We start from the raw sequence: 25,521 nt of genomic DNA on the forward strand, positions 1-25,521 counted from the left end.
GTCCTTCTCCCGTTCCTACGATAGTGGCTTTGCGGTCGATTTTGAAAGGCTTGAATCGCCTTCCATCACCCGCCGGAGGCAGCCGAGCGGCTCTGTCCCCAGAAACCCTTGCAGCAAGGCCCCCACTTCCGACCGGAAGGCCGCGTCCGCCGCCAGCGCCGGATCGAAAATGGCGTCGATGGACAGGATTTCGCCGGCAAGCGCGGCGGCATCGTCACCGATACGGTCGGCGATCGCCGCGATGCGGCCGGCATAAGGATCCGCCACCGGCCATTGGCGGCCGAAGCGCGCGGAAGCCCGCACCAGATAGGCCATCCAGGCTGCGACGGGCACGGCCAGAAGCGTCACCGGCTCGGCCCGGCCGAGCCGCTCGCGCACGGGATTGAGGATGCGCTGGACGATCTTCTGCGAGCCGTCGGTGGCGATCTGGTGGTTGCGGTGACGGATCGCGGTGTTGCGCAGACGTGAAAGGCTCTGCTCGACATAGCGTGCGGCGTCGATACCCGGAACCGGTTGCAAGGTCGGCAGCGTTTCCTCCATGAGCATGCGCCGCACGAAGCCGGCCAGCAGCGGATCGACCATGTCGTCGCAGGTGTGCTCGTGGCCGGCCAGAACGCCGAGATAGGAAAGCGTCGACTGGGCGCCGTTGAGCACCCGCATCTTCAGATGCTCGAACGGCTCGACATCGCTGACGAATGTCGCGCCGGCGAGATCCCATTGCGGCATCGGCCCGGCGAAGCGGTTTTCGATCACCCATTGCCGGAACGGCTCGCCGACGGCGACCGCCTCATCGCGATAGCCGAAATCGCGCTCGACCTGATCGCGGTCGGCCTGGGTGACGGCCGGCGCGATGCGGTCGACCATGGCCGAGGGGAAGGCTGCGTTGACGTCGACCCACTTCAAAAAGGCGGCGCCGCGGCGCTCTGCCAGCGTGCGCACGACCGTGCCGAGGATGGTGCCGTTGGTCGGGATGTTGTCGCAACTCAGTAGCGTAAGCGGCCGCCCGTGCGAGGCCATGCGCAGTTCCAGCGCCCGCACCAGCAGGCCGGGCAGGCTGCGCGGATTATGCGGATGCGCAAGGTCATGTTCGATCTCGGGATGGCCGAGGTCGAGCGCACCGGTTGACGGGCGATGGCAATAGCCCTTTTCCGTCACCGTCATGGTGACGGCATGGATATCGGCGCGCGCCAGCACGGCGAGCGCCGATGCGGTGTCCTGCACACTGTCGACCACAGCACAGATGCTGCCGACGACGCGCGCCTCCATCCGGTCGCCCTCGCGGATCAGGCGTGTGTAGAGGCCGTCCTGCCGGCCGAGCGTTTCGGCAAGCCCCGGTGGGCGGATGTTGATGCCGATCGAGCCCCACGGCCCGAACCGAGCCTCCAGAAAGTCCTCCGTGTATTCGGCCTGGTGGCAGCGATGGAAGGCGCCGACGCCGATATGCGCCATGCCCGGCTTCAGCTTCGAGCGGTCGTAGGCGGGACGGCGGACCGCTGGCGGCAGGCGGCTGAGCAGATGCGGGCCGAGCCTGCCGGCCTGTTCGAGGGGCATGGCGCTCATCGGCCCGACCCTGCGACCCACTGCTCCTGATCGACGATCGAGCCGGTCATCGGTCCGCCGGCGTCGCTGAGCAGAAAAACCGTCAGGTTGGCGACGTCCTGGACCGACAGAAGCCGCCCGAAGGGCTGCGCCGCACTGGCCTTTTCCAGCCATGCCTCGCCCTGCCCCAGCGTTTCGGCCTGCATGGTGCGTTCGGCCGGCGTGTCGGTCCAGCCGACATTGATGCCGTTAACGCGGATGCGGTCGAAGCGGTGCGCGTCGGCGGCGTTGCGGGTGAGCAGCGCAAGCGCCGCCTTGGTGGCGGAATAGACGGCGAGGTCCGGCGCGCCGCAATGGGTGTTGACCGACAGGATATTGACGATCGCGCCGCCCTGTCCGCGCTCGCGCATCGCCCGGATTGCACCCTGCATGAGGAAGAACGGCGCCCGCGCATTGACGCTGAACAGTTGATCCCACAAAGCGGGGTCGGCGTCGAGAAAGGATGCCCGATCGGTGAGCGCGGCGACATTGACCAACACATCGATACGGCCGAAAGCATGCAGGCATGTTTCGACGAGCAGCGGCGGCGAGGCGGGATCGCCGAGATCGCCGGCGACGAACCGGGCCGGCGTGCCGAGGGAGGCCATCTCGGCGGCAACGGCCTCGCCGCGCACGGCATTGCGACCGGTCAGGAGCAGGCCGGCGCAGCCCGAGCGCGCCAGCGTTTCGGCGATGGCCCGGCCGATGCCCTGCGTCGCGCCGGTGACCAGCGCCACCTTGCCGTCAACCCGCGCCTCCACAGCCTCCTCCGGAATTGTGTTTCTATTTTTTTCAATATGGAACGCTATTTCCCGACCGTCAATCGGCGTCGCCGGTTTCGCCGTGCCTGCGGGCGGCGACGCCATGGACCAGCGCCATGCCGACGGCGAGCGTCGCGGCCAGCGAGCGGAAGCCGGCGAAATCGGATTCGATGACCTCGATCCACACGTCCGACAGATTCACCAGCGGGCTGAAGGTGCTGTCGGTGATCGAGGCGATGCGGGCGTTGCGCTCGCGTGCCGAGGCGACCAGGTCGGGCGTGATCGAATTGTACGGGCTGAAGCTGATGGCGAGGACGGCATCGTCCGGCCGCGCGCAATTGATCTGGTCGAAGGCGGTCGAACCGACATTGTCGACCAGCACGTTGCGGATGCCCTGCTGCGACAAGGCGAGGGAGACATAGGCGGTGACGGGAAAGGCGCGCTTGCTGCCGACGATATAGAGGAGGTCCGCCCCAGCCAGGAGTTCGATCATCCGACGGAACCCGGCGGCATCGAAACCCTCGCCGACGCGGCCGAGCGAGGCCTGCGAGGCAGCCACCAGTCCGTTGACGAAATGCAGGTTCTCGTCGCCGCCCGCCGGCCCCTCGCCTCGCGGTCGGCCTTCCTGCCAGGAACCTTTCATGTGTTCCTTGAACAGTTCCTGGAAGTCGGAAAAGCCGGCATAACCGAAGATCTGCGCGAAGCGCACAAGCGTCGAGGGCTGCACGCCGGCCTGCTCCGCCACCTGGCTGATCGTGCCCAGCGCCACGTTGCCCGGATGCTGCCACAGGAAGATAGCGACCTGGCGCAATCGCTTGGGGAAATGGATGGTGCCCGAGGACAGCACCGCGCGCAGGTCCTCGTAGGTCTTCGGCTTCGTGTAGCCGAGCGTGGACCGGTTCGGTTTGCCACCGCCCTTGCCGCCGGCGGTTCGCATCGGCCGGGGAGCGGAAGTCGCGGGCTTGCGTGCCGGCATCGGCGTCAGGCCGGCATAGGGTGCAAGGGACAGGCGGTCTCGAAGGCGAATGCCGGCATGGTCTTCCTCCCGGTCGGCGGCGGTCGCAGGCTCTCCACCTGCACCCGGCTTCGATGCCGATGATAGAGCTATTTCATAATTTGAAAAATGGAAATTCGCTTCGAAGTTTTTCGCCGGACGTGTATTCGTTGCGCAGAGGAAGGGAGAACGGACATGGTTTACGCGACGGCTGACGGGACGAACAACGAGCGGCTGCGGGTCGGCATGGTCGGCGGCGGCCAGGGCGCCTTCATCGGCGCCGTACATCGCTACGCCATGCGGCTGGACGACCGCATCGCCCTGGTAGCGGGAGCGCTCTCCTCCGACCCGGCAAATGCGGCAGTCTCGGCCGCCGAACTCGGCATCGCGCCTGACCGCGCTTATGCCGACTACCGCGAGATGGCGCGCGCCGAGGTGGCACGGCCCGACGGCATCGAGGCCGTCGTCATCGTTACGCCCAACCACCTGCACGCGCCGGTCGCCACCGCCTTCCTGGAAGCCGGCATCGACGTCATCTGCGACAAGCCGCTTTCGACCACCGTGGCCGACGCCGAGGCGCTGGTGGCACTGACCGCGCGGCTGAAGCGCAGGTTCGTCGTCACGCTCAACAACACCGGCTACGCCATGGTGCGGCAGGCGCGCGAGATGGTCGCGGCCGGCGCGCTCGGGCGACTGGTGTCGATCCACGGCTCGTATATCCAGGACTGGCTGACCAAGCCGATCGACGCTGAGGGACAGAAGCAGGCCGAGTGGCGCACCGACCCGGCGCGCGCCGGCCAGTCCGCCGTGCTGGCCGACATCGGCGTCCATGCCTTCAACCTCGCCTGCTTCGTCTCCGGTCGCGACGCCGAGGCGGTGGCGGCAGACCTGTTCACCGCCGTTCCCGGCCGCCGGCTCGACGACAACGCCCATGTGCTGGTGCGCTGGAGCGGCGGCGCGCGCGGCACGATCCTCGCCAGCCAGACCTCGCCCGGCCACGACAACGACCTGTCGGTTCGCATCTACGGCGACAAGGCCGGGCTGGAATGGCGCGGCACGCGGCCGGAGGAACTGCGCTTCACTCCCTATGGCGAAGAACCCCGCATAATTACGCGCGGCGGCGCCGGCTCCTTCGGCGAAAGCCGGCGCGTCTCGCGCATGCCGGCAGCGCATCCGGAAGGCTATATCGAGGCCTTCGCCAACCTTTACCGCGACGCCGCTCAGATCATCGGCGCCCATCGCCGCGGTCAGGAAATCGATGCGGCCCAGGCGGCACTGGTGCCGAGCGTCGAGGACGGCGCGCGCGGCGTCAAATTCGTCGCGGCCGCCGTCGGTTCGCAGGCGAAGGACGGCGCCTGGACCGACCTGTAGGGATCAGGAGCCGAGCCGGTCGAGGAAGGCTTTCAGTTCGGCCGGCGGCATGCGCACGATGTGCTTTTCCTCCGGATAGGTTCGGCTTTCGACATCGGAGACATACTCCTTAAAAGCGGCGATGCGCTCCTGCTGCAACCGGTCGTATTCGGCGGCGAAGTTGCGGTAGACCTTGGAGTGCCGGGGCATGTGACCGCGATTGGTGCCGAGGATATCCTCGGCAAACAGGTATTGCGCGTCGCAGCCCGTCCCCGCCCCCATGGACAACAGGAACAGCGACGTGCGCTTCGAGATCGCTTCGGCGACCTCCACGGGAACCACCTCGATCTCGGCCCCAAAGGCGCCCGCCGCCTCAAGCTGCCTGACCGCCTCGAAGATTTCCATGGCACTGTCGGCCGTCTTGCCGACCGCCTTGAAGCCGCCGGTCCAGGTGCGCCGCGACGGGATCAGCCCGACATGGCCGATCACCGGGATCGCTTCGTCGGCCATGCGCTTGATGGTGGCGATGCTGGCGCTGCAATAGACGGCGTCGGCGCCCGCCTTATACATCTTGAACGCCCAGCGCACGAAATCGTCGGCCGTGCCGATCTCATAAAAGTTCTCGCCGGGCATGGAAAACAGGCTGGGCGCGACCTCGCGATAGGCAGGGTCGAGGATGAGTTCGGGGGTGATCGACACGATGTCGATGCCCGCTTTTTCGGCGGCTTCAGCCTCCTCCATCGTGGTGACGCGCAGCATGGTCAGCTGCCGCTTGCCCTTGATGGCCCTGAGGTCTGCGATGGTCGGTCTCTTTCGGCTCATGGATATCCTCTTTGCGCGCGGCGGGTCGGCCTATTCGGCGGCGGCCGGGATCGTCATGTTGTGGAACTCGTCCCGGTAGGGCTTGGCCGTCGGCGGCAGCTCGCGCTTGAGGTAATAGTCCTCGTATCTGAGCTGCCGCAAAAGCACCGGCCATACTTCCCGGTAGGCGTGCCACATGGACGGGTTCGGGGCCGGCAGGTCGTGCTTGATCAGCTCGTGCAGCTTCGGCAGCGCGTAATAGGGCACCATGGGGAACATGTGGTGCTCGACATGGTAGTTCATGTTCCAGTAGATCCATCGGCTAACCGGGTTCATGTAGACGGTGCGCGTGTTCAGCCGGTGGTCGGTGACGTTGTCGGCCAGCCCGACATGCTGCAGCAGGCCTGTCAGGATCATGTGCCAGGAGCCGTAGAGGCGCGGGCCGCCGATCAACATCAGCGGCAGGAACGAGCGCATGGCGATGGCCGCCGCGACCGTGGCGAGGTAGATCGCCACATGCCAGCGCGCCGCCACCACCGCCTTGCGGTACTCCATCTCCGGCACGTAGCTCTTTTCCTCGGCGTTCAGCCCGACGAAGGCCTGGCGGAAAAGCGCCGGCAGCGAATAGCGCAGATCGAGCAGGCCGGTGAACATCAGCGCCGCCTTCAACAGGTCCGGCGGGCGCATCACGGCGATCTCGGCGTCGCGGCCGACGATGGTGGTGTCGGTGTGATGGCGGGCGTGGCTCCAGCGCCATTGCACCGGATTGCGCATCAGCATGAAGGAGGCGATCTGGTAGACGACGTCGTTCATCCAGCGCGTGCGAAAGGCGGTGCCGTGGCCGCATTCGTGCCAGCGGGAATCGCTGGAAGACCCGTAGAGCACGCCATAGACGAGGAAGAACGGCACGCACCACCAGGTGCCCCAGAAGAAGATCGCGCCGGCGGCCGAGCCGAGGATCAGCGCGATCCACAGGATCGTGTCGCGGATCGCCGGCCCGTCGGAGCGCTGCATCAGCTCCTTCATGACCTTGCGGGGCACCTCGGTATGATACCATTCGGCCGAGGCCAGCCCCGTCTCGATGGCGCGTCTGGTGCTTTCGCCGACAAGGCTGTAGTCGCGTTTCGCCTTCTGGAATGTCGCCGTCGTCATCGAGGGCCTCCAAGGGTCGTGAACCTGCCGGACGGGGCCGGGTAGTCGTCGTCGGGCTGGTCGGCGATCGCGCGGATGCGGCGCTCCGCCGCCGCGATCTCACCGGCGCCATCGAGCACACGGAAAGTCGTGTCGTAGGCGCGGCTGTCGCCGTGCTCCAGCCAGATCATCTCGCCGCGTTCACGCGCCGCGGCGTCTCCCAGTACGTGGTGCGTCGACGGCTCGATGCCAAGCGCGTAGGAGCCGGCCTGGAAATTCTGCCACTCGTAGAGGCAGGGAAGCTGGTCCTTGCGCGTCTCGACCTCGAAGCCGAGGCCGATGCGGTCGTTGACCAGCGCAACCGGCACGAGGCCGGCCGCATCCGCCGCCGTCTCGTGCTCCCACACCTGCTCGCGGAAATCCTGCTGCGGCGCCGGCATGGCACGGTAGCCGACCTCCTGCCGGCGATAGGCGTCTTCATGCGCGGCCCACACCGTTTCGCGGATCGGCGCCAGGTAGCGCGAGCCCTCGTCCAGCACCGGATGGCCGATGTTGACGTGATAGAAGAACATGTGCGGCGTTTTCAGGAAGCCGTGGTTGACCACCCTGTCCGACAGGCGGATCTCGTTGGTGCCGACATCGGCCTCGATGCGCCTGATCAGGTGCAGGTCCTCGCCGAAGACCGCCGCCTGCTGCACGACGCCTTCCGCCCACAGGATGCAGCGGTCCTCTTCCCAGCGCTCGCCATAGCCGGTCAGGCGCGCCGGGATGGTGCTGACGCGGCCGTGCAGGCCGTGCCGCACCGTCGCCTTGCCGGGATAGTTGTATGTCTCGGCCGACACCTCCGCCGGCCCCAGTATGTGATCGAGGCCGCAGGTCAGGAGCAGGCCGGAAAAGGAGCGCGCCCAGCCGAGCCCTTGCTCGCCCTCGGTGTCGTGCAGGCCGGGATGACGGAAGCCGCTCGGCGAATGCCAGCCGATCGCCTGGCCCTTGTAGTCGCAGTCGGCGATGTCGAGCGCGCGGTCGACCAGCGCGGTGAAGCGCAGGCCGGTGCCGGTGCGGAACTCCAGCATGCGGATGCCGCGCTCCGCCCCGTCGCCGAGCGTCATTAGCCTGACGCCGGCGAACTGCGAAAGCGAGCCGGTGCGTTTGGCGAGTTGCCGGCGCGAGAGCGTCTGTCCGTAGAGGTTCACCATGATCGCAGGCTTGCTTCGATTGCCTTCGCTCTCTCTAGTGCGCCACCGCGTTCCTGAGTTCGGCTTCGGACATGCCGGTGATGACTTCCTCGACATGCCGCACGCTGGTCTTCTTCGGGTCGATGTCGTCGGCCACCACCTTGCCCTGCCGCATGACGACGATGCGGTCGACCACCTCGAAGACGTGATGGATGTTATGGGCGATGAAGATGCAGGAATGGCCTGTGTCGCGCGCGTTGCGCACGAAACGCAGCACCCCTTGCGTCTCGGCCACGCCCAGATTGTTGGTCGGCTCGTCGAGGATGATCAAGTCGCTGTGGAAGTGCATGGCGCGCGCTATGGCGACGGCCTGGCGCTCGCCGCCCGACAGCGAGCCGATCGGCGTCGTCACCGGAATGTTCTTGGAGATGCCGACGCGCTTGAGCAGCGCGGTCGCCACTTCCTCCATCTTGGCCTGGTCCATCTTGTTGAAGAAGCCCGGCCCCTTGATCGGCTCGCGGCCGAGGAACAGGTTGCGGGCGATGGAAAGCTGCGTGACCAGCGCCGAATCCTGATAGATCGTCTCGATGCCGTTGGCGATGGCGTCGGCGGTGCTGCGGATATCGACTTTCCGGCCCTTGATGGAGATGGTGCCGCCGGTGGCGCGCACGGCCCCCGACAACACTTTGATGAGCGTCGACTTGCCGGCGCCGTTGTCGCCGAGCAGGCCGACGATCTCGTTCTTGAAGACGCGGAAGGTGACGCCGTCGAGGGCACGGACGCGGCCGTAGTACTTGCTGACATTGTCCATCAGGACGAGTTCTTCGGCCATCGCTCTAGTTCCCTGACTGGTGCCGGCGCTCGAGGCCCGAATGGAGCGCCATCATGCCGAGGATGATCGCGCCGATGAAAATGTTGTAGGCGAGGCCGGGCACGCCGACCATGACGATGCCGTTGCGCATGATGCGCAGGATGAAGATACCGATCACCGTGCCGATGATGGTGCCGCGTCCGCCGGTCAGCGCCGTACCGCCGATCACCACCATGGCGATGACTTCGAGTTCATAGCCGGTGCCGCTGTTGGGATTGGCGGCCGAGGTGCGGATCGAGCTGATGATGCCGGCGAAGGCCGAAAGCATCGCCGACAGCACGAACAGGATGATCTTGGTGCGGCCGACATTGACGCCGCGCGCCTGCGCCGCATTGGGGTTGCCGCCGGAAGCCTGGACCCAGTTGCCGAACTTCGTCTGCGTCAGCACGTAGCCGAGGATGACGGCGGCGAGGATGAACCAGAACAGCGACATGTAGATGCGAAACGGCCCGATGTAGAAGTCGCCTACGAGGATTTCCGCCAGCCACTGGCCGCTGGCATCCCAGGTACGCTGCGGAAAGCCGTCGGTGATGAACAGCGCCGTGCCGCGCGCGATCAGGAGCATGCCCAGCGTCACCAGGAAGGAGGGGATCTTCAGGCGGATGACGAACCAGCCGTTGACGAAGCCGATCACCGCCGCGATCAGAAGGCCAACGACGAAGGCGGCCTCCAGCGGCAGTGCGCCGCTGTTGAAAAGCGACCACATGATCACCGGCGACAGACCGAAGACCGAGCCGACCGACAGGTCGAATTCGCCCGACGTCATCAACAACGTCATGCCCAGCGCGACGAGGCCGAGTTCGACCGAAAAGGCCAGCGTGTTGGAGATATTGAGCACCGACAGGAACTGCGGGTTGATCGACTGGAAAACGATCAACTCGACGATGAGCAGGACGAGCGGCCCGAATTCGGGTCTGGAGAACAAACGTTGCATGTCCGCCTTTCAGGGCTGCGTTGCGGGTGCCGCGAAGCGGCCGGTTGCCTGTGGAGCCGTTTCCGCGGCGCGCATGGCGCCGCGGAAACGAAGATGCGCGGGCCTTACTTGGCCGACATGACCTTGGCGTAGACGTCTGCCGTGTCCTTCTCGTAGAGCGCGCCCGTGGTGATGTTGAAGGCCGGCGGCACGCCGTCGGTGGCCATCATCGCCAGCGTCAGCGCCAGGTAGCTGGTCGCCTGCGGGTCCTGCCACTGTGCGGCGTTGACATAGCCCTCGGTGACCTCGCTGGTGGTGTCCAGCGAGTTGCCCCAGCCGACGACCGGGATTTCGCCGGCCTTGACGCCGACCTGGTCGAAGACGCGCTTGATCGAGCCGGTGGCCAGGTCGCCGAGGCCGATGATGGCCTTGACCTTGGTCCTGTTGGCGTTGAGGTAGTCGCTCATGCGGGTGATGATCTCGGCCTGGTCGAGCGTCGTCTCGGTGACCTCGTAGGTGATGCCGAGCGGATCGAAGACCTCCTTGATGCCCTTCGTCTCCTCGACGCCGTAGCTGGCGCCGGGAACCTCGACGGGCATCCAGACGAAATCGCCCTTCTTCACGAAGTCATGGTCGACGAGATATTGCGCCCAGCCCCTGCCGACGACGACCAGATCGGTGCCGACATAGGCCTGGAAATGCGCCGACGGATCGGGCGTGTTGAAGTTGATGAGCGGGATGCCCGCCGTCTTGGCTTCCTTGACGATGTCGACCAGGCTGCCCGGATCGGGGCTGGTGGTGACGATGCCGTCGGCCTTGGCGGCGATCGCGGCGCGCAGCGCTTCCTGCTGGGCCGGAACATCGCCGTTGTGGAACGAGGTCTTGACCGTCTGGCCGGTCGATTTCGCCCACATCTCCGCGCCCTGCAGAAAGTAGGTCCAGACCGGGTCGGCCGGGCTGCCGTGCGAAATCCAGTAGAACGTCTTCGCCTGCGCCGCGAGCGGCAGGACCATCGCAAGGACCAGGCCGTAGATGAGCAGTTTCAGTTTACTCAGCATCGATTACCTCCCATGTGAAAACGAACTTCTTCTCCTCCCGCCCGGTAATCCGGCCTCTCAAAGACCGTTGGCGCGGAACTTGCCGTCCAGGAACTTCTTGGCGCGCGGAATGTCGTCTTCCGCCAGATGCTCGATGATGACGGGGATGTTGGAGTGCTTGCGCGCCAGCAGCTGCAGGTAGAGGTCGTAATCCAGTTCGCCGAGGCCGGGCGCCGGCAGTTCGATCTCGCCGACGCCGCGGAAGGTGTGGCTTTCCATCGCCTCCGCATCGCCGATGTCGGCGTGCTTCTCCGACTTGTCGCTGCCCGAACGCTTCACGTCCTTGGCGTGGGCGATCCTGATCTTGTCCTGCAAGGTGTCGAACACCTGATTCAAAATCTCGCCCATGCGGTCGATGTTGTGGCTCTCGAAATAGTTGGTCGGGTCCATCAGCAGGCCGAGGCCGGGATGATCGACCTGGGCGAACATCTTCACCGTCTCCTCGACCGAGCCGACGACATTGTTGACGTAGGTTTCGAGGCAGAACACCGCGCCGTGGTCATAGGCGAGCTGGGCAAGCTCGGCGATCACCTTGCGGCATTCCTCGAAACCCTCCTCGGTCTTGTTCTTCGGGTGATGCACCCAATCGGATTCGGTGTTGAAGGTGCCGGTTTCCGAAATCACGTAGGCCGAGCCGAAGTCGCGCGCGTGGCGGATGATCTCCTTGAGATAGCCGACGCGCCTCGCCCGCTCGTCCTTGTCGGGATGGATGATGTTGGTGTAGCCGGAAACGCAGCAGATCGGCAGGTTGTGGTCGCGGAAGACGTCGCGCACCTTCTTCGCCTTGTCCTTGGTGATCTGGCCGGCGGACAGGTCGATGTCCTTGAAGTGCAGATCGAGCTGCACGGTGTTGAAATCGAGCGCGCGGATCTTCTTCGCGGTCTCCTCGAGGCCATACGGGAAGTAGCCCGTGAAAATGCCTGCCTGCATCATGATGGAAAACTTCTCCCTGTATGGACTCTGGGTAGGCTCGACGGCCGGCCGCGGCTGGCCGCTCAGCCGGCGAAAACCTCCGACAGCTTCACGGTTCGCTTCTCCTCGATCGAGCGGTAGCCGGCCTCGACCAGCGCCATGGTGCGGACATTGTCCGCGATCGACAGTGCAGGCGGCGTGCCGGTCTTCACCGCGTGCTGCAACTGCTCCATGACGCCGATGAAGGCGTGCGGGAACCACATCGTCTCCCAGGTCGGCGTCACCCATTCGCCGCCGGTGGTCCTGGTCGAGGCGTAGGTCAGCGTCGAGGCCGTGCCCGTCGGCCAGCCGATCGTGCCCTTGGCGACGCCCTCGGTGCCGTCGACACGCCAGGCGATGTGCTGGTCGTCCTTGTAACCTTCGTGGCGCGGACCGGACCACACGTCCTCCAGCGAGACCGCCAGCACGCCGGAGGAAAAGCGCAACGTCGAGACGGTGATGCCGTCCGAATGCGGAAAGGTCGTGCGCGGGTCCTTGCGGGTCAGCGTGGTGATCTCGTCCGGCTCGCCGAACAGGAAGCGCAGTACGTCGAGATGGTGCACGGCCATGTTGGACAGCGTCAGCCGGTCGTACTCCCGGAGAAAGCCTTGCCAGTGCGGGATGGCGTGCATGTCGATTTCGGCGAAGACGATGTCGCCCAGCGCGCCCGAATCCATGATCTGCTTGAGCACGCGCATCGACTGGTCGTAGCGCATGTTCTGGTTGACCGACAGGATCTTGCCGGAGGCCGCCGCCTCGTCGCGCAGCCGGATCGCCTCCTCCAGCGACAGCGCCAGCGGCTTCTGGGCGAGGATCGCCTTGATGTGCTTCTGCTTCAGCGCATGGCGGATCAGTTGCGGCTGCTGGTCCGGCGGAAAGGCGAGGTCGACGATCTCGACCTGCGGGTCCTCGATCAGCGCCAGCGGCGTGTCGTGCACCTTCGGAATGCTCCAGCGGGCGGCGACCTTTTCGGCATTCGCCCTGGTTCGCGATGCGATCGCCGCCACCGGAAAGCCGGCTTCATGGTAGGCGGCCAAATGGCATTCAGCCATGATCATGCCGGCGCCGATGCAGCCGATCCGGTAGTCCCGGCTGCGGATTCTGGCGTCGGGCTCGAATCCCCTGGCGTCTGCCACGTCGACAATTCCCCTCGTTCGACACGGCGGCGCATTGCACGCCGACCGGCCGGATCGAATTCGGTACTTGGGGCTCCTCCCCCTTCGGACGCCGTCAGCAATCCGCAAGAGGGATATTGACGAGGCAAACCATCATAGTCAACATCAATACTACTCAAAAACCATCATGGTGCGCGAACGACGAACTCCGGCGCCAGGGGCCACAATCGATGCTGTACGAAAGCGTCCTTCAGGGAGGAGACCGGCAAGGCCGGCAAAGGGCGATCCACGCCACTGGAGACGCGCCCGCCAACTTGTGCAGAATCGGGGCTGGACCCATTATCGTCGGCCAGAATCAATTCGGATTCCCTCTCCCATGCCGCATCGCGGCTGCTACCGGCACTGAAAGGCAGATCGGCCGTGCGCTTCACGCTCGCTGACGTCGCCCGCGAGGCAGGCGTTTCCCCGGCCACGGCCGACCGCGTGCTGAACAACCGTTCGGGCGTGCGCCCGCGCACCCGCGAGATCGTGATCGAGACCGCCCGGCGCCTCGGCTACATCGCCGAGGCTGGCGGGCGCTTTGCCGGCGTGCGCGAGACGGAGGTCGTGCGCCTCGATTTCATCCTGCCGGAAGGCACCAATACCTTCATCAAGATGCTGCACCGGCAGATCGAGACGCAGGCGCAGGCGCGGCCCGACCTCGACGTCCGCATCACGACGATAGAGGGCTTCAGCCCCGATCGGCTGGCGAAAAGCCTGTCCGAACTGCCGCGTGCGGCGCGTGGCGTCGGCGTCATCGCGCTCGACCATCCGACGGTGCGCGAAGCGCTGCGGTCGCTGGCGGCCGACGACGTCAAGGTGGTGACGATCGCCTCCGACATCCTGCACGTGCCGCGCGTCGCCTATATCGGCATCGACAACCGGGCGGCCGGCCGCCTGGCCGGCCATGTCATGAGCCGTTTCATGGGCGCCAGGCGGGCGGGGAAGGTGGCGCTTTTCGCCGGCTCCCTGTCCTATCGCGGCCATGAGGAGCGCGAGATGGGTTTCCGCCACATGCTGGCGGAGGAGCATTCGCATCTGGAGATCGTCGAACTGCGCGAGATGCTCGACGACCGCGAGCGCGCCTATTCGGAAGCGGCGGCCCTGCTCGATCGCCATCCCGACCTTGCCGGCATCTACAATATCGGCGCCGGCAATCCGGGCATAGCGCGCGCGCTCAAGGAACGTGGCCGTGAGCGCTCGGTGGTGTTCGTCGGCCATGAGGTCACGGAGGGCACCAAGTCGCTGCTCCTCGACGGCACGATGGACGCCGTCATCGATCAGAACCCGCGCGTCGAGGCGCGCGAAGCGCTGAACGTGCTGTCGCGTGCCGTGCGCGGGCAGGCCGGCGACTACCACCCTCCCAGATTGCAGATCGTCTTCAAGGAAAACATCCCCGAGATCTGATCGCCGCCGCTTCCGTGCCGCCGTACCGTCAGGATTTCGCCACCGGCCGGCTGCGCATCAGCGCCATCGCCTCGCGTTCGGCGCGCCGACAGGCCTGCGGCGGCAGGCCGCGCAGGATTGTTTATAAGCGCTTGAAGTCATTGGTGCCAGGGGCGGAATCGAACTTTAAGGTAACTATTTGATTTTGTTTATAAATCGCCAGTATGGGTAACAGTCGATACCCGTAAAATTACCCAATCCAAAATCATACCGGTGGTTCGGCTCCGCTTTTCCACAGAAAATTGCATTTCGCGTCTCATACACCCTATCGATTTGCCATCTCGCACCAGTTTTACCGGATTTCGAAATCCTCTCGCCTCTGCGTCCGACGTGCGTAATTCGCCATCCACGTATTTATATCCGATCGTTGTACTTCGTCGCTATTGACCATGATTTTCAGTGGGCTGAAAAACTCCTTCAGTGCTCTTTCGGAAACTCATGGGCACTTTGCTATCGCAGTTTTTGACCGATCTGAAGGCGGATCATTTGAGCAAAAGCTACGTCTATCCACTCACTGGGGGATGCCAGTTGGCTTTCCGCCGAGTTTTCAAATACCAGATTGAACCAACTAGGGTCAGGGCCATAAACGGGTCCTAACTTTAATGGCAGGTTCTACCAACCGCGGACGTTCGACAAGCCCGGGGCGACGACCGAGTTGCGGGACAAAGCTGCCATCAAAAACTGTTAGGGACGCCCGAAATCCCGGCGCAGCTCTCGATCAGCCGATCCTGCAACCTTGAATCGAGCGCCTGCGGGTTCGGCTCCATACGCTTCATGTGGTAAAAATACTGTCCCGTCACATCGGCCTTGGGGTCATCACCGGCAGCGAGCCAAGCCTGCGTCAGGTGGGCTTGCTCCATGTCATCTGGCGCGCCAGGACCGCCCATCTTGGTCGGTACCCAGCCGGGTTCCAGAGAGTTGGAGAAGACACCTGGCCAACGCCGTGCGACCGCGAACGCCAGCATGGCATCGTGCAGCTTGCTCTCGGCATAGGCTTCCGAGCCGCTTCTTCCACAGGATGTCGTATAGGTTGGCGTCGGCATGGTGGTGCATCCCCGACGACAGATAAACGAGCCGCTTCGGACGCTCGATCAGGGCGGTCAGGATATAAGCCGACAGCGTGTTGATCGCGAAGACATGCGGCAAGCCATCGGCGGTGAGGCGGTGCGCCTCGCGGTAGCCCACGGCGGCGTTATGGATCACGGCATCGAATGTGCCGAGCGCATTGACCTGCGCGGCCACTTCCTTGGCGCCAGCAATGGTTGCGACGTCGCCAACAACGATCGCCTCGGCCGCCGGCAGGGCCTTGCGGGCATCCTTCGCCCGATCGCTGTTGCGGGCATGGAGGACGACCTGGTGGCCTTGGCTGACGAGCAATTCTGCTGCCATCAGCCCAAGGCCCGTCGAAGAACCGGAAATGAAAATGCGTGACATGAATTTCTCCTTTTCCAAAGAATGTTTCAGGATTGCGGGCTGCGGGCGGTGACGACGAGCGCCGCCCCCGCCAATGCGCAGCCCGCGCCGAAGAGGTAGACGGCGGCGTAGCCGAACTGTCCCGCAATCACGCCCGCGACCGGTCCCGAAATGCCGTAGGCGATGTCGAGGAAGGCGACAAAGGCGCCCATGGCGCTGCCGCGATTGGCGGGCAGGACGCGCTTCAGGGCTTCAACACCGAGGGCTGGGAAAATGAGCGCGCAGCCAAGCCCGGTCACCAGGGCACCGGCAAGCGCCACGACATCATTCGGAGCGAGCCAGATCATCGCCTGGCCGATGGCTTCGATCACCAGAGACCAAAGCGCGACACGATAGCCGCTCACCCGATCGGGAAGCGTCCCGAGGACGACCCGCACGAAGATGAAGCCCACGCCGAACGCGGTCATGACCAGCCCGGCATTGTCCCAATGACGCGCCGCGAAATAGAGCGAGGCGAAGGCCGTAAGGCCGGAGAGGCCGACGCCCTGCAACATCAGGCCGGTTCCCTCACGCCAGATCTGACCGATGACCTTGTAAAAGGGCAGCCGGGGACCGGCAGGCGTGGCATAGGAGGTCTCGCGAAGCGCGATGGCGGCGGCCAGAAGCGGCGCGACGACGCAGGCGATCATCGCGGCCTCCAGGCCGTAGCTCTGGTAGAGCAGCATGCCGGTCGGCGCGCCGATGGCGAGGGCGGCAAACATAGTGATGCCGGTCCAGGACATCGACATGCCTGCGCGCTCGGGTCCGACCGAGGCGATCGACCAGGACACGCAGCCTGTGACGAACTGGCTCTCGCCGAGACCGGCCGCGAGCCTGCCCACGATGATGATAGCCAGGCTGATCGTGGGGGAAAGACCGGGCATGGCCGCAACGAAATAGAGCAAGCCTGCAAGCGCGCTAACCGCCGCGCCCTGCAACGCCGAGCGCTTGCCCCCATGTTGGTCGGTGAGGCGGCCGGCATAACCGCGTGTCAGCACGGTCGCCAGAAACTGGATCCCGATTACCAGTCCGACGACGAAGGTCGAGAAGCCGAGCTTATCGTGGACGAAGAGCGGAATGACCGGGAGCGGCAGGCCGACGGCGAGATAGCCGCAGAAGAGTGCTGCGATGATGCCCGGAGCGGGGCGGGAAAGGAATTGCGGCGCGGCATCGAGACGGCGCGCACCATTGACGGCGAGTGCTGACATGACAGCCTCCATAAGATGAGTTGGGATCAGTGGGCGTCGCTCCGGTCGCGAGGCGGCGCCCATGGCGGTTCAGGCGGCTGCCACCGCGCGCTTGCAAGAGCCTTCTGGCTGATAGCCGCTGGCCTCGAGCAGATAGTCGAGAGAGCCAGTGACCTCAGCCCGTAGCTTCGCCAGATCAACGCCGACCAGCTTGCCGCCGCGCTTGCGGATCTCGCCTGCGACCATCACTGTGTCGACATTCGCGCGCTCCACCGCCTGGACGATGGTTCCGACCGGATCGGTGACCGGGAAGACTGCGACATCCTCGGTTCGGACCATGATCACGTCCGCTTCACGGCCGACCGCCAGCGTGCCGATGCGGTCCTCAAGGCCGGCAGCACGGGCGCCGTTGACGGTCGCGGCCTCGAGCACGGCCTGGACTGAGATCGGCCCCGGTACATTCTCCTCGCGGCGGAACCGGCGATAGCGCATGGCAGAGCGCTGCTGGCCGAAGAGCGCATGCATTTCGCCGAACAGGTCGCTGCCGAAGGCGGTGTCGAGATCGATGCCGAGCGCGGGCGTGAGACCGTGTTCGATCGCCTGCTGCCAGGCGAAGCCCTCGTCGTCGAAGCCGAACAATGCATCCGAGCGCGGATTGACGGTCACGTTCACCCCAGCGGCAGCAAGACGTTTCCAGGTGTCTTCCGGCACGCGCGTGCAGTGGTTGAAGATGTTGTGGGCTCCGAGCAGGCCCGGCTCGTCGAACTCCGGCCCCAGCTTGGCCAGGTCGCCGATGAACTCCGTGAGGATGCGCATGTCGAGCGCCCGAGCCGCCCGCCACCAGTCGACGTTGAGCTGGCCGAACAGGCCGACCCGCACCAGACCGTCGCCCTGGTTCCAGTTGTCGGCGAGGCGCTTGAGATCGCCGGGAATGTGCGCGGATGAAGCCTTCTTGTCCATCGCGGCGCCGACCATGTGCAGGGCGCGGATGCCGCTGTCGTCGAGCGCGTCGAGCGCCGCATCGGTATGCTCTGGGCTGCGCGACGAATGGCAGGCGTCGATCACCGTGGTGATGCCGGCATCGAGGCAGGCGAGCGCCGTCAGCCTGGTGCTGAGATACATGTCGAGCGGGCGATAGTGGGATCCCATCTGCTCTGCGACGACGTCGATATAGGCGAAGAGATCTTCGACGTTTGGCATCATGCGGCGCATCACACCGAGCCACATGTGGTGGTGAGCGTCGACGAGGCCGGGCATGACGATGCCGCCGCGGGCGTCGATGACTTCGACGTCCGCCACCTGGAGGTTCGTGTCGATGGCGGCGATCCGCCCGTTCTCGACCAGCACATCGCCAACCGGCGGCGCGGCGACGGTCCTGTCCATCGTGATGATCGTGCCGCCCTTGAAGAGGGTGCGGAGATTGCCTTGCGTACTCATGATCCAGTCCTTTCTTAATTCCAGCCTTGGGCTCGCAACTGATATCGCGCGCCTTCGCTCTTGAATTAAGTGCGATTGTGTCAGATCATTCTTGACTGAAAATCATACTGGAGTATGAGCAAACCTTCGTATGGCGTTCGATGGACGAATCCTCTCCGGTGTCAGCGTGCTGGCTGCGGTCATAGAGGGAGGCAGCTTCGTTAAAGCCGCCGAACTGATCGGCATCACCGACTCCGGCGTTAGCCGCTCGATCAGCCGCCTGGAAGCACGGCTCGGCGTTCGTCTGCTCGATCGCACGACCCGCTCGGTCACGCTGACCGATGAGGGGCGCCGCTTTTACGAGGAAGCCAAACCCCATCTCGACGCTATTGAAGACGCTGCCGTAGCAGCAGCCGGAACAGCTTCCGCCGTGCGGGGGCGTCTTCGTGTCGACATCGACCCGTTTTTCCTGCCTCTGGTGCTCGCCGGGCGGCTTGGGGAATTTTGCGACTCTTTTCCCGATCTGTCGGTGGAGTTCGTGACACGCGACCATATCGGCGATCTCGTCGCGGACGGCATCGATCTCGCGATCCGCTTCGGCCAGCCACGCGGCGCGTCGCTGATTTCACGCAAGCTGATCGAGGCACCGATCCTCACCCTGGCTTCGCCGTCCTATCTCGGCCGCCACGGACGTCCCGCGCATCCCTCGGATCTGCCCCGGCATCGCTGTTTGCAGTTTCTCGATCCGGCTTCGGGGAAGCCCTTTGAGTGGGAGTTCGTCTGCGGTAACGAGACGATCGAGGTGCCGACGAGCGGCCCGCTGACCTTCACGGACCCCAAGTCCATGCTGGAGGAATGTCTGGCCGGCACCGGCATCGCACAGGTGATTGGGTGGAGCGTCGGTGGGCGGCTGGCTGCCGGTGACCTGATCGATCTGTTTCCGGAGTGGCATGGAGAACTGTTTCCTCTCTACGCCTACCATCCCTCCCGCCAGCATCCGCCGGCCAAGGTTCGCGCGTTTGTCGATTTCTGCGATGAGGTTCTCCGGAGCCTCTAACCGGCCGCTTCCACCTCCCGGATTTCGGCGAGCGCCATGGCCAACGTCCGGCGCTCAAGAGTGGCGTGGGCAGCGGCGGCTTCCGCGTCCACCTTCCCGAAATAGTTCGTCATGTGTTTGCTGACGATGCAGCGATGCGGGAGGCCGTGATGGGTGATTTGTTTCTGCTGAGCAAGCGCCAGATGGCGCGGATCGCCATTCTTCCCGCTGTCGCCTGCCGTTCCGTGGGTCGATGATCGGCGGGCGGTGAGCGGCATCATCTTTGTGATTCGCAACTGCCTGCAGTGGAAGGATGCACCGAAGGTACTACCGCCGGCACAAGACGCAATACAACCGCTTCATCCGCTGGAGTTAGATGGGAGCGTTCGACAGCGTCTTCGCCGGTTTGACCTCTAACAGACCGAGTGCATGTCGTGCCCGACAACAGCGAAGAAAACTCTACCGGACGCCGGCCCAGGCTAGTGCCAAGACGCCACCATCGTTCAGATGTTTTCGTTCTTGCCGGTGAGACCGTGGACCAGCAGCATGATGAGAATGATCGCGCCGAAGATGATGTCGCGCACGGCTGCGGGCATTTGCATCACCGAAAGGATCGACGACAGAAGCGTGATGAAGAGCGCGCCTGCGAACGTCCCGACATAGTTGCCGCGCCCGCCCTGGATCGAGGTTCCGCCGATCACCACGGCGGAGATGACCGGCATGAGGTAAGGATCGCCCATGCCCTGATAGGCCTGATTTGTATAGCCCAGCAGCAGAATGGCGCCGAAGCTGGAGAATATCCCGGCCAGGACGAAGGTCGCCACGATCACCAGCCGCGCCCGCGCGCCGGCGAGAAAGACGGCGCGTTGCGAGTTGCCCATCGCATACAGGTAGTTGCCGTAGACGGTCCGCTTGAGCACCCAGATCATCACCACGGCGATGACAAGCCACACGATGAAGGCGTTGGGAATGCCGAAGGTCCTGCCGATGGCAGCCTGCGTCGCCAGCCACGGCACCTCGCCGTTGGTGCGGCTGTTGCCGGTGTAAAAGACCGCCGCGCCAAGTAGCATGGCGTTGACGGCCAGCGTCCAGACCATCGCCGGCAAGCGGAAAACGGCGACGCCGACGGCGTTCAAAAGCCCGACGCCCGCGCCGAGACAAAGGCCCAGCGGGATTGCCAGGCTGGCGATCATGGGATTGGAGCTGCCAGAAGCCGAGATGACGACAATGGCCGTGCCCGTGATGGTCCAGGGGACCGAAAGGTCGATCTCGCCCAGCAGGATCACCAGCATGGCGCCGGTGGCTATGATGCCGAGAAAGGCGGCGATCTGAAGCTGCTGCAGGATGTAGCCGAGCTTGAGGAAGCCGGGGTACAACAGCGAGCCACCCAGAAGCAGAACGATGCAGCCCAGCATAATCAGCAGCACCGAAATACGGTCGCGATCGAGCCAACGGTGGGACTTGCGGGACGGAACGGTTCGTGCGGTCGCGGTCATCAGCGGTACAACTCAAGCCGGCTGCGCACCCGGAAGACACCGAGTGCACCAAGTGCAATAGCGATTGCGAGGATCAGTCCTTCGAAGAAAGGCTGCGCCAACGGCGGCAGGCCGGAGAAGAACGTCAGCGAGGAGATCGTCTTGAGGATCAGGGCGCCGATCACGGCGCCGACAGGGCTGCCGACGCCGCCGCTCAGCGCCACTCCGCCCAACACGACAGCGGCGATCGAGTTCAGCGTGTAGGACGGCGCGATGTTGGGATCGCCGGTCAGCGTGACCATGCTGACATAGATGCCTGCAAGGGCCGCGACGAAACCGCTGCTGCCGTAGGCGATCAGCTTAAGCCGGTTCACGCGAAGGCCTGTCATATAGGCCGATTGCTCGGATGACCCGACGCCATAGAGGGCCGGCCCGACGGCCGTCCAGCGTAGAAAGACCTGCAGCGCCAGAAGAACGACGACAAGAATGATGGCGGAGACCGGGATTCCTCCCACCGCATAGGTGAGGGCATCCGATACCGTCTCGTCTACGCTGCCTCCGGGCGTCGGGCGCAAAAGCAGGGCGATGCCGCCGAAGACGCCGCCGGTCGCCAGGGTCGTGACGATCGGCTGTACCCGGCCATAAACGACCACGACGCCGTTTAGTAGCCCGCATGCCACCCCCACGACCAGCACCACCACCGTGCCAAGCGCGATCGACGCCGGGGAGCCGTTCAGAAGAAACGAGGCCACCACATTGGTCAGTGCGATGATCGAGCCGACCGAAAGGTCGATTCCCTTAACCAAAACCACGAAGAACTGGGCGATTGCGGCAAGCCCGAGCAAGGCCCCCTGGTTCGACCAAATGGTCACCACATAGGTGGAGAAGCCGCGTGGATGGATGGCGATATAGCAGGCGAACAACACCACCAGCGCCAGAGCAGCGATGGCTTCCTTCGCATTTCGGCGAAGCCAGGTCGTCATGGTTGAGCCTCAGCATGAAGGTGTACGTTCATCGACGCGGCGATGAGCGCGTCGGCGGACAGGTGCTCACCCTTGAGTTCCCGAGCCACCTTGCCCCGGTAGAATACATAGACCCTGTCGCACAGGTGGATAAGTTCCTCATAGTCGGTCGACTGCAAGATGACGGCCATCCCCTCGGCGGCGAGATCGGCGAGCAGCCTGTAGATCTGAGCCTTGGTCGGCAGGTCGATGCCGCGCGTCGGGTCCATCAGCAGGAGGCATTTCGGTGACAGCACCAGCCATTTGGCCAGTACCACCTTCTGCTGGTTGCCGCCCGACAGCGTCGCGACAGGATCATCGAGCGAGCCGTAGGTCAGGGCCAGCCGTTCGATCAGCTGGTGCAGCCGGGCCTCGTTGTGTCCGTTGAGGTCGAGCAGGCCGAAGGGCGCACGTCCTAGCGCCGCCAGGCGCATGTTCTGCGCCACCGACATGCCGGGGATCAGCCCTTCGGTCTTGCGATCCTCCGGCACTAGCGCCAGACCGATATCGGCCTGCTTCACCCTCGGCGGCTTCAGCCCATTCAGTTGCCTGCCATTCAGCGTGATGCGGCCCGACACGCCGCGCAGCACGCCGAAGACGGCGTGCATGATCTGCTGCTGGCCTTGCGCGTCCAGCCCGCCGAGCCCGACGATCTCGCCGGCGCGGGCGGCCACCGACACGTCGGCAAGCTGATTTTGCCAACTGACGTCCGACACATCCAGGACGATCGGCGCTGTCTCGGGCACAGGCGGGCGGCGCGGCGGAAACAATTCCTCCAGCGAGCGGCCGATCATCAGGGAAACGATCTCGTCGGTCGTGCGTTCGCCGACGTCGAAGGTCTCGATGTGCCTGCCGTTGCGGAAGACGGATATGCGGTCGGCGATGGCGTCGACCTCGTGCATGCGATGCGAGATGAACAGGATCGCAACGCCCTGCTCCTTCAGCATCCTGAGGACATCGAATACGGTGTCGACAAGATCGCTCGTCAAAGCCGAGGTCGCCTCGTCGAGAATGAGAAGCCGGGGTTTGCGAAACACCGCCTTGGCGATTTCGACAAGCTGGCGTTCGGATAGCGACAGTCCCGAGACGCGGGCGCCGAGCGGGATCGACCTGGCGCCAACCAGATCGAGAGCTTCCCGCGCCTCCCGGTAGACGCTTCTGCGCATCAGCCCGAATCGCGTCCGCGGAGCGGAAAGCACGATATTGTCGCCGACCGAAAGATGCGGCATCAGCGACAGTTCCTGGAACATGCACACCGTGCCCCGCTCCGCGGCTTCGCGCGGAGAGGAAAGATGCACCGTCTCTCCAGCGAGGGAAATCGTGCCCGTGTCCGGCTGGATGACGCCGGCCAACAGCTTCATCAGGGTCGATTTGCCGGCGCCGTTCTCCCCGAGGATGGCGTGCACGCGTCCCGGCTCGCAGCGGAAATCCACGTCGGTCAGCGCCGGAACGCCGCCATAGGCCTTCGATACCGACTTCAATTCAACATAGCGATCGGCCATGCATGCTCCCTCGCACCGATCCGGCCGGCGCGCTGGCCGGATCGGTGCGGCGTTGCCTAGTTGGCGTTATCGGCGGTCTGGCCGTTCAGCTCATCCGGGGTGAAGACGGGAAAGCACTGCGGAAAGCCGGTAGCCGTGTAGAAAGTCTTCGGCAGATCGGGGAAGAAGTCCTTGCCCTCGACCAGATCGGCGTTGTCCTTGTGCGGGATCGGCAGGAAGACCTTCTGCGGCAGGGCATTGCCCTCCAGCAGCACCACCGACGCCTCCAGCGCCATGGCGGCCAACGCCGGCGCCTGGGCGGCAGTGACGCCGGGGTACTTGCCCTGGTGAACCAGCATCCGCGTGCCGTTGCCCGCGTCGAAGCCGACCGGGACGACCGGATGCTTCGCGGCGGCCATCGCCTCGAGCGCACCAACGGAACCTTCCTGGACCACCACGCCGTCGAAATTGCCGTTGGTGGCGATGGCGTCGGATGTCACCTTCGAGGCGGTGCCGACGTCCCAGTCGCCCTCGACCTTGACCACCTTCAGATCGGGATATTTGGAGAATACCGAGCTGAAGCCTGTCTGGTTGTCGCGATCCACGCTGTTGCCGGGAACGCCATCGACCTCCAGGACCTGGCCCGAGACGTCGCCCTTCTTGGCCTTGATGCCGTCGACCACGGCCTGCGCCTTGAGGCGGCCGAGCTCGACCTGGTCCTCGTTGATCTGCACGACCTTGTCGGAGTCGAGAACGTTGTCATAGGTGACAAGGACCACGCCGGCCTGCGTGGCGCGCCGCACGACGGCGCCAAAGGCCGTGGGATTGACGGCATTGATGATCACGGCGTCGTAGCCGGCGGCGATGAAGTTATCGATTGCCGATATCTGGGCCGTGGAATCGTTACCGACCGAGATGATCTTGAATTCGGCCAGCTTGGACTTGTTCTCGGGACGGGCACCCCATGCCTTCGCGGTCTGGATGGAATTGGCGCGCCAGTCGTTGCCGACATAGCCGTTGACCAGGGCAATTCTGTAGGGTCCGTCCTTCTTCGCATAGGATATCACCGAAGCGCTGTCCGGGGCAGGTGCGTAGCATTCGGGCTTGTAGGTTTCCTGCGCGGAAGCACCGCAGGTGAACAGCGCGACGGACGCCGCAAGGGTGCCCATCATCAATAACGTCGCTCGTCTTTTCATTTCAGTTCCTCCCTGTTAGCCGGTGACCATCACCGGGATCTTGATGAATGCTGGCTGTTGGCCTCGGCAGCGATCGTTGCTTCGTGCCCTCACCGCCGATTCAACGACACCGCGATGATGATGATGGCGCCCTTGATCACCTCCTGGATGCTGGTGGAAAGCCCCAGAACCAACAGGCCGAAACCAAGGATGCCGATAAAGATGGCGCCGACCACCGAACCCAGGATCGAGCCGTAGCCGCCGAAGAGGCTGGTACCGCCGATGATGACGGCCGCGATCACGTCGAGTTCCAGCCCGGCGCCGAGGCTGGGGTTGCCGGCCGTCGAGCGCGCGGCCAGCATCAGTCCGGCCAGCGCGGCCGTGGAGCCCGAAAGCATGAAGGCGACGATCTTGACCCAATCGGTGCGCACGCCCGAAAAGCGCGCCGCGACCGCATTGCCGCCGGTGGCGAAAACGCGCCGCCCATAGGCCATCTGGTGCAGCAGGTAGTAGCCGACGATGGTCAGCGCTATGGTCCACCAGATCGGGGCCTGGATGCCGAACATGCCGCCGTTCCAGAACAGGTTGGAAAAGCCGTCGTCGACGATCGGCACAGGCCGGGTTCCGGTGATGGTCAGCGCCAGGCCGGAAAAGATCGACAGCATTCCCAGCGTGACCAGGAAAGACGGAATGCGCACCTTCGTCACCAGCACACCCGACACCGCGCCGATCAGAGCGCCCTCGGCCAGCACGGTGAGGGCGGCGGCATAGCTCGACATGCCGCGGTCCATCAGCAGAGCGCCGATCATGCCGGAAAAACTGGCCACCGATCCGACGGACAGGTCGATCTCGCCGCAGACGATGACGAAGGTCATGCCGATCGCCATCACCGACACGATGGCGGTAATGCGCAAGACAGCGCTGGCTGTCGACAGGGATGCGAAATGCGGGGCGAACAGGATGAAGTAGAGCGTAATGCCCAAAAAGATCACATAGGTGATGTGATCGCGCAAAAAGTCGGCGATCCGGCTGGCGGCGGATTGCCGTGCCGTCGATGCTGACAGATCACTCATGAC

At 64.5% G+C, this 25,521-nt stretch carries 21 protein-coding genes and 2 pseudogenes; 4 read left to right on the plus strand and 19 right to left on the minus strand.

Features of this window, described 5'->3' with window-relative positions; genetic code table 11:
* Window positions 1-15 precede the first annotated feature (15 nt).
* The 3 genes from ABMA46_RS18255 to ABMA46_RS18265 are packed head-to-tail and all read right to left on the minus strand — an operon-like array spanning window position 16 to window position 3,276.
* Window positions 16-1,560, minus strand: a complete 1,545-nt coding sequence (locus tag ABMA46_RS18255) for a mannitol dehydrogenase family protein (RefSeq protein WP_349001431.1) — start codon at window positions 1,558-1,560, stop codon at window positions 16-18.
* Window positions 1,557-2,339 (minus strand): SDR family oxidoreductase, encoded by a 783-nt coding sequence (locus tag ABMA46_RS18260; RefSeq protein ID WP_349001432.1) that lies wholly within the window; start codon window positions 2,337-2,339, stop codon window positions 1,557-1,559. Before ABMA46_RS18260 ends, ABMA46_RS18255 begins: the two co-directional genes overlap by 4 nt.
* Window positions 2,340-2,397: 58 nt before the next feature.
* Entirely contained in the window at window positions 2,398-3,276 is an 879-nt protein-coding gene (locus tag ABMA46_RS18265; RefSeq protein ID WP_425475771.1) for a MurR/RpiR family transcriptional regulator, read from the minus strand.
* A gap of 252 nt (window positions 3,277-3,528) precedes the next feature.
* Here ABMA46_RS18265 and ABMA46_RS18270 point away from each other — a divergent pair, with 252 nt between their 5' ends.
* Complete coding sequence (locus ABMA46_RS18270; protein WP_349001434.1) at window positions 3,529-4,704, plus strand: Gfo/Idh/MocA family protein; 1,176 nt, start codon at window positions 3,529-3,531, stop codon at window positions 4,702-4,704.
* 3 nt (window positions 4,705-4,707) lie between these two features.
* Here ABMA46_RS18270 and ABMA46_RS18275 read toward each other — a convergent pair whose 3' ends face one another.
* The 8 genes from ABMA46_RS18275 to ABMA46_RS18310 all read right to left on the minus strand — a co-directional run bounded on the left by ABMA46_RS18275 (window position 4,708) and on the right by ABMA46_RS18310 (window position 12,758).
* Window positions 4,708-5,505 (minus strand): 3-methyl-2-oxobutanoate hydroxymethyltransferase, encoded by a 798-nt coding sequence (locus ABMA46_RS18275; RefSeq protein ID WP_349001435.1) that lies wholly within the window; start codon window positions 5,503-5,505, stop codon window positions 4,708-4,710.
* Window positions 5,506-5,535: 30 nt separating this feature from the next.
* Window positions 5,536-6,636: a fatty acid desaturase family protein gene (locus tag ABMA46_RS18280; RefSeq protein ID WP_349001436.1), complete on the minus strand. Its 1,101-nt coding sequence runs from the start codon at window positions 6,634-6,636 to the stop codon at window positions 5,536-5,538.
* A complete protein-coding gene (locus ABMA46_RS18285) occupies window positions 6,633-7,811 on the minus strand; it encodes an aldose 1-epimerase family protein (RefSeq protein WP_349001437.1) in 1,179 nt (392 codons plus the stop codon). Before ABMA46_RS18285 ends, ABMA46_RS18280 begins: the two co-directional genes overlap by 4 nt.
* Window positions 7,812-7,845: 34 nt before the next feature.
* Window positions 7,846-8,622: an ATP-binding cassette domain-containing protein gene (locus ABMA46_RS18290; RefSeq protein WP_349001438.1), complete on the minus strand. Its 777-nt coding sequence runs from the start codon at window positions 8,620-8,622 to the stop codon at window positions 7,846-7,848.
* A 4-nt stretch (window positions 8,623-8,626) separates the two neighbouring features.
* Window positions 8,627-9,595, minus strand: coding sequence for an ABC transporter permease (locus ABMA46_RS18295; protein WP_349001439.1), 969 nt, complete (start codon window positions 9,593-9,595; stop codon window positions 8,627-8,629).
* A gap of 104 nt (window positions 9,596-9,699) precedes the next feature.
* Window positions 9,700-10,632: a substrate-binding domain-containing protein gene (locus ABMA46_RS18300; RefSeq protein ID WP_349001440.1), complete on the minus strand. Its 933-nt coding sequence runs from the start codon at window positions 10,630-10,632 to the stop codon at window positions 9,700-9,702.
* A 57-nt stretch (window positions 10,633-10,689) separates the two neighbouring features.
* A complete protein-coding gene (locus tag ABMA46_RS18305) occupies window positions 10,690-11,604 on the minus strand; it encodes a sugar phosphate isomerase/epimerase family protein (RefSeq protein ID WP_349001441.1) in 915 nt (304 codons plus the stop codon).
* Between the two features lie 62 nt (window positions 11,605-11,666).
* Window positions 11,667-12,758 carry a Gfo/Idh/MocA family protein gene (locus ABMA46_RS18310; RefSeq protein WP_349001442.1) on the minus strand — a complete coding sequence of 364 codons (1,092 nt, stop codon included), beginning with the start codon at window positions 12,756-12,758 and terminating at the stop codon, window positions 11,667-11,669.
* Between the two features lie 399 nt (window positions 12,759-13,157).
* Between ABMA46_RS18310 and ABMA46_RS18315 the strand changes: the two genes are divergently transcribed.
* Entirely contained in the window at window positions 13,158-14,183 is a 1,026-nt protein-coding gene (locus ABMA46_RS18315; RefSeq protein ID WP_349001443.1) for a LacI family DNA-binding transcriptional regulator, read from the plus strand.
* 713 nt (window positions 14,184-14,896) lie between these two features.
* Here the strand turns inward: ABMA46_RS18315 and ABMA46_RS18320 are convergent.
* The 3 genes and pseudogenes from ABMA46_RS18320 to ABMA46_RS18330 all read right to left on the minus strand — a co-directional run bounded on the left by ABMA46_RS18320 (window position 14,897) and on the right by ABMA46_RS18330 (window position 18,298).
* Window positions 14,897-15,656 (minus strand): annotated as a pseudogene (locus ABMA46_RS18320) (SDR family NAD(P)-dependent oxidoreductase).
* Between the two features lie 26 nt (window positions 15,657-15,682).
* Entirely contained in the window at window positions 15,683-16,882 is a 1,200-nt protein-coding gene (locus tag ABMA46_RS18325; protein WP_349001444.1) for an arabinose transporter, read from the minus strand.
* A 69-nt stretch (window positions 16,883-16,951) separates the two neighbouring features.
* Complete coding sequence (locus tag ABMA46_RS18330; protein ID WP_349001445.1) at window positions 16,952-18,298, minus strand: amidohydrolase family protein; 1,347 nt, start codon at window positions 18,296-18,298, stop codon at window positions 16,952-16,954.
* Between the two features lie 130 nt (window positions 18,299-18,428).
* Between ABMA46_RS18330 and ABMA46_RS18335 the strand changes: the two genes are divergently transcribed.
* Both ABMA46_RS18335 and ABMA46_RS18340 read left to right on the plus strand, forming a co-directional pair.
* Entirely contained in the window at window positions 18,429-19,334 is a 906-nt protein-coding gene (locus tag ABMA46_RS18335; protein ID WP_349001446.1) for a LysR family transcriptional regulator, read from the plus strand.
* A gap of 149 nt (window positions 19,335-19,483) precedes the next feature.
* Window positions 19,484-19,686 (plus strand): annotated as a pseudogene (locus ABMA46_RS18340) (transposase); the annotation flags it as partial.
* A gap of 130 nt (window positions 19,687-19,816) precedes the next feature.
* Here the strand turns inward: ABMA46_RS18340 and ABMA46_RS18345 are convergent.
* From ABMA46_RS18345 to ABMA46_RS18365, 5 genes are all read right to left on the minus strand, one after another.
* On the minus strand, window positions 19,817-20,809 hold the full coding sequence (locus tag ABMA46_RS18345; RefSeq protein WP_349001447.1) for an ABC transporter permease: 993 nt from the start codon (window positions 20,807-20,809) through the stop codon (window positions 19,817-19,819).
* Window positions 20,809-21,771 (minus strand): ABC transporter permease, encoded by a 963-nt coding sequence (locus ABMA46_RS18350; RefSeq protein WP_349001448.1) that lies wholly within the window; start codon window positions 21,769-21,771, stop codon window positions 20,809-20,811. Before ABMA46_RS18350 ends, ABMA46_RS18345 begins: the two co-directional genes overlap by 1 nt.
* Window positions 21,768-23,291, minus strand: coding sequence for a sugar ABC transporter ATP-binding protein (locus ABMA46_RS18355; RefSeq protein WP_349001449.1), 1,524 nt, complete (start codon window positions 23,289-23,291; stop codon window positions 21,768-21,770). The genes ABMA46_RS18350 and ABMA46_RS18355 overlap by 4 nt, the downstream gene beginning before the upstream one ends.
* Before the next feature lie 56 nt (window positions 23,292-23,347).
* The gene (locus ABMA46_RS18360) at window positions 23,348-24,442 is read right to left on the minus strand and encodes a sugar ABC transporter substrate-binding protein (RefSeq protein ID WP_349001450.1); all 1,095 of its coding nucleotides are present in this window, start codon (window positions 24,440-24,442) and stop codon (window positions 23,348-23,350) included.
* A 113-nt stretch (window positions 24,443-24,555) separates the two neighbouring features.
* Window positions 24,556-25,518: an ABC transporter permease gene (locus tag ABMA46_RS18365; RefSeq protein WP_349001451.1), complete on the minus strand. Its 963-nt coding sequence runs from the start codon at window positions 25,516-25,518 to the stop codon at window positions 24,556-24,558.
* Window positions 25,519-25,521: the final 3 nt, after the last annotated feature.

The sequence above is a fragment of the Mesorhizobium hunchu genome (assembly GCF_040081975.1).
GTDB classification, from domain to species: Bacteria; Pseudomonadota; Alphaproteobacteria; order Rhizobiales; family Rhizobiaceae; genus Mesorhizobium; species Mesorhizobium hunchu.

What these genes read in the sequence shown, in the direction of transcription:
- ABMA46_RS18255 (WP_349001431.1), bottom strand. Translation starts at nt 1,560, where the DNA reads ATGAGCGCCATGCCCCTCGAACAGGCCGGCAGGCTCGGCCCGCATCTG.
- ABMA46_RS18265 (WP_425475771.1), bottom strand. Translation starts at nt 3,276, where the DNA reads ATGCGAACCGCCGGCGGCAAGGGCGGTGGCAAACCGAACCGGTCCACG.
- ABMA46_RS18270 (WP_349001434.1), top strand. Translation starts at nt 3,529, where the DNA reads ATGGTTTACGCGACGGCTGACGGGACGAACAACGAGCGGCTGCGGGTC.
- ABMA46_RS18275 (WP_349001435.1), bottom strand. Translation starts at nt 5,505, where the DNA reads ATGAGCCGAAAGAGACCGACCATCGCAGACCTCAGGGCCATCAAGGGC.
- ABMA46_RS18280 (WP_349001436.1), bottom strand. Translation starts at nt 6,636, where the DNA reads ATGACGACGGCGACATTCCAGAAGGCGAAACGCGACTACAGCCTTGTC.
- ABMA46_RS18285 (WP_349001437.1), bottom strand. Translation starts at nt 7,811, where the DNA reads ATGGTGAACCTCTACGGACAGACGCTCTCGCGCCGGCAACTCGCCAAA.
- ABMA46_RS18290 (WP_349001438.1), bottom strand. Translation starts at nt 8,622, where the DNA reads ATGGCCGAAGAACTCGTCCTGATGGACAATGTCAGCAAGTACTACGGC.
- ABMA46_RS18295 (WP_349001439.1), bottom strand. Translation starts at nt 9,595, where the DNA reads ATGCAACGTTTGTTCTCCAGACCCGAATTCGGGCCGCTCGTCCTGCTC.
- ABMA46_RS18300 (WP_349001440.1), bottom strand. Translation starts at nt 10,632, where the DNA reads ATGCTGAGTAAACTGAAACTGCTCATCTACGGCCTGGTCCTTGCGATG.
- ABMA46_RS18305 (WP_349001441.1), bottom strand. Translation starts at nt 11,604, where the DNA reads ATGATGCAGGCAGGCATTTTCACGGGCTACTTCCCGTATGGCCTCGAG.
- ABMA46_RS18325 (WP_349001444.1), bottom strand. Translation starts at nt 16,882, where the DNA reads ATGTCAGCACTCGCCGTCAATGGTGCGCGCCGTCTCGATGCCGCGCCG.
- ABMA46_RS18330 (WP_349001445.1), bottom strand. Translation starts at nt 18,298, where the DNA reads ATGAGTACGCAAGGCAATCTCCGCACCCTCTTCAAGGGCGGCACGATC.
- ABMA46_RS18335 (WP_349001446.1), top strand. Translation starts at nt 18,429, where the DNA reads ATGGCGTTCGATGGACGAATCCTCTCCGGTGTCAGCGTGCTGGCTGCG.
- ABMA46_RS18345 (WP_349001447.1), bottom strand. Translation starts at nt 20,809, where the DNA reads ATGACCGCGACCGCACGAACCGTTCCGTCCCGCAAGTCCCACCGTTGG.
- ABMA46_RS18350 (WP_349001448.1), bottom strand. Translation starts at nt 21,771, where the DNA reads ATGACGACCTGGCTTCGCCGAAATGCGAAGGAAGCCATCGCTGCTCTG.
- ABMA46_RS18355 (WP_349001449.1), bottom strand. Translation starts at nt 23,291, where the DNA reads ATGGCCGATCGCTATGTTGAATTGAAGTCGGTATCGAAGGCCTATGGC.
- ABMA46_RS18360 (WP_349001450.1), bottom strand. Translation starts at nt 24,442, where the DNA reads ATGATGGGCACCCTTGCGGCGTCCGTCGCGCTGTTCACCTGCGGTGCT.
- ABMA46_RS18365 (WP_349001451.1), bottom strand. Translation starts at nt 25,518, where the DNA reads ATGAGTGATCTGTCAGCATCGACGGCACGGCAATCCGCCGCCAGCCGG.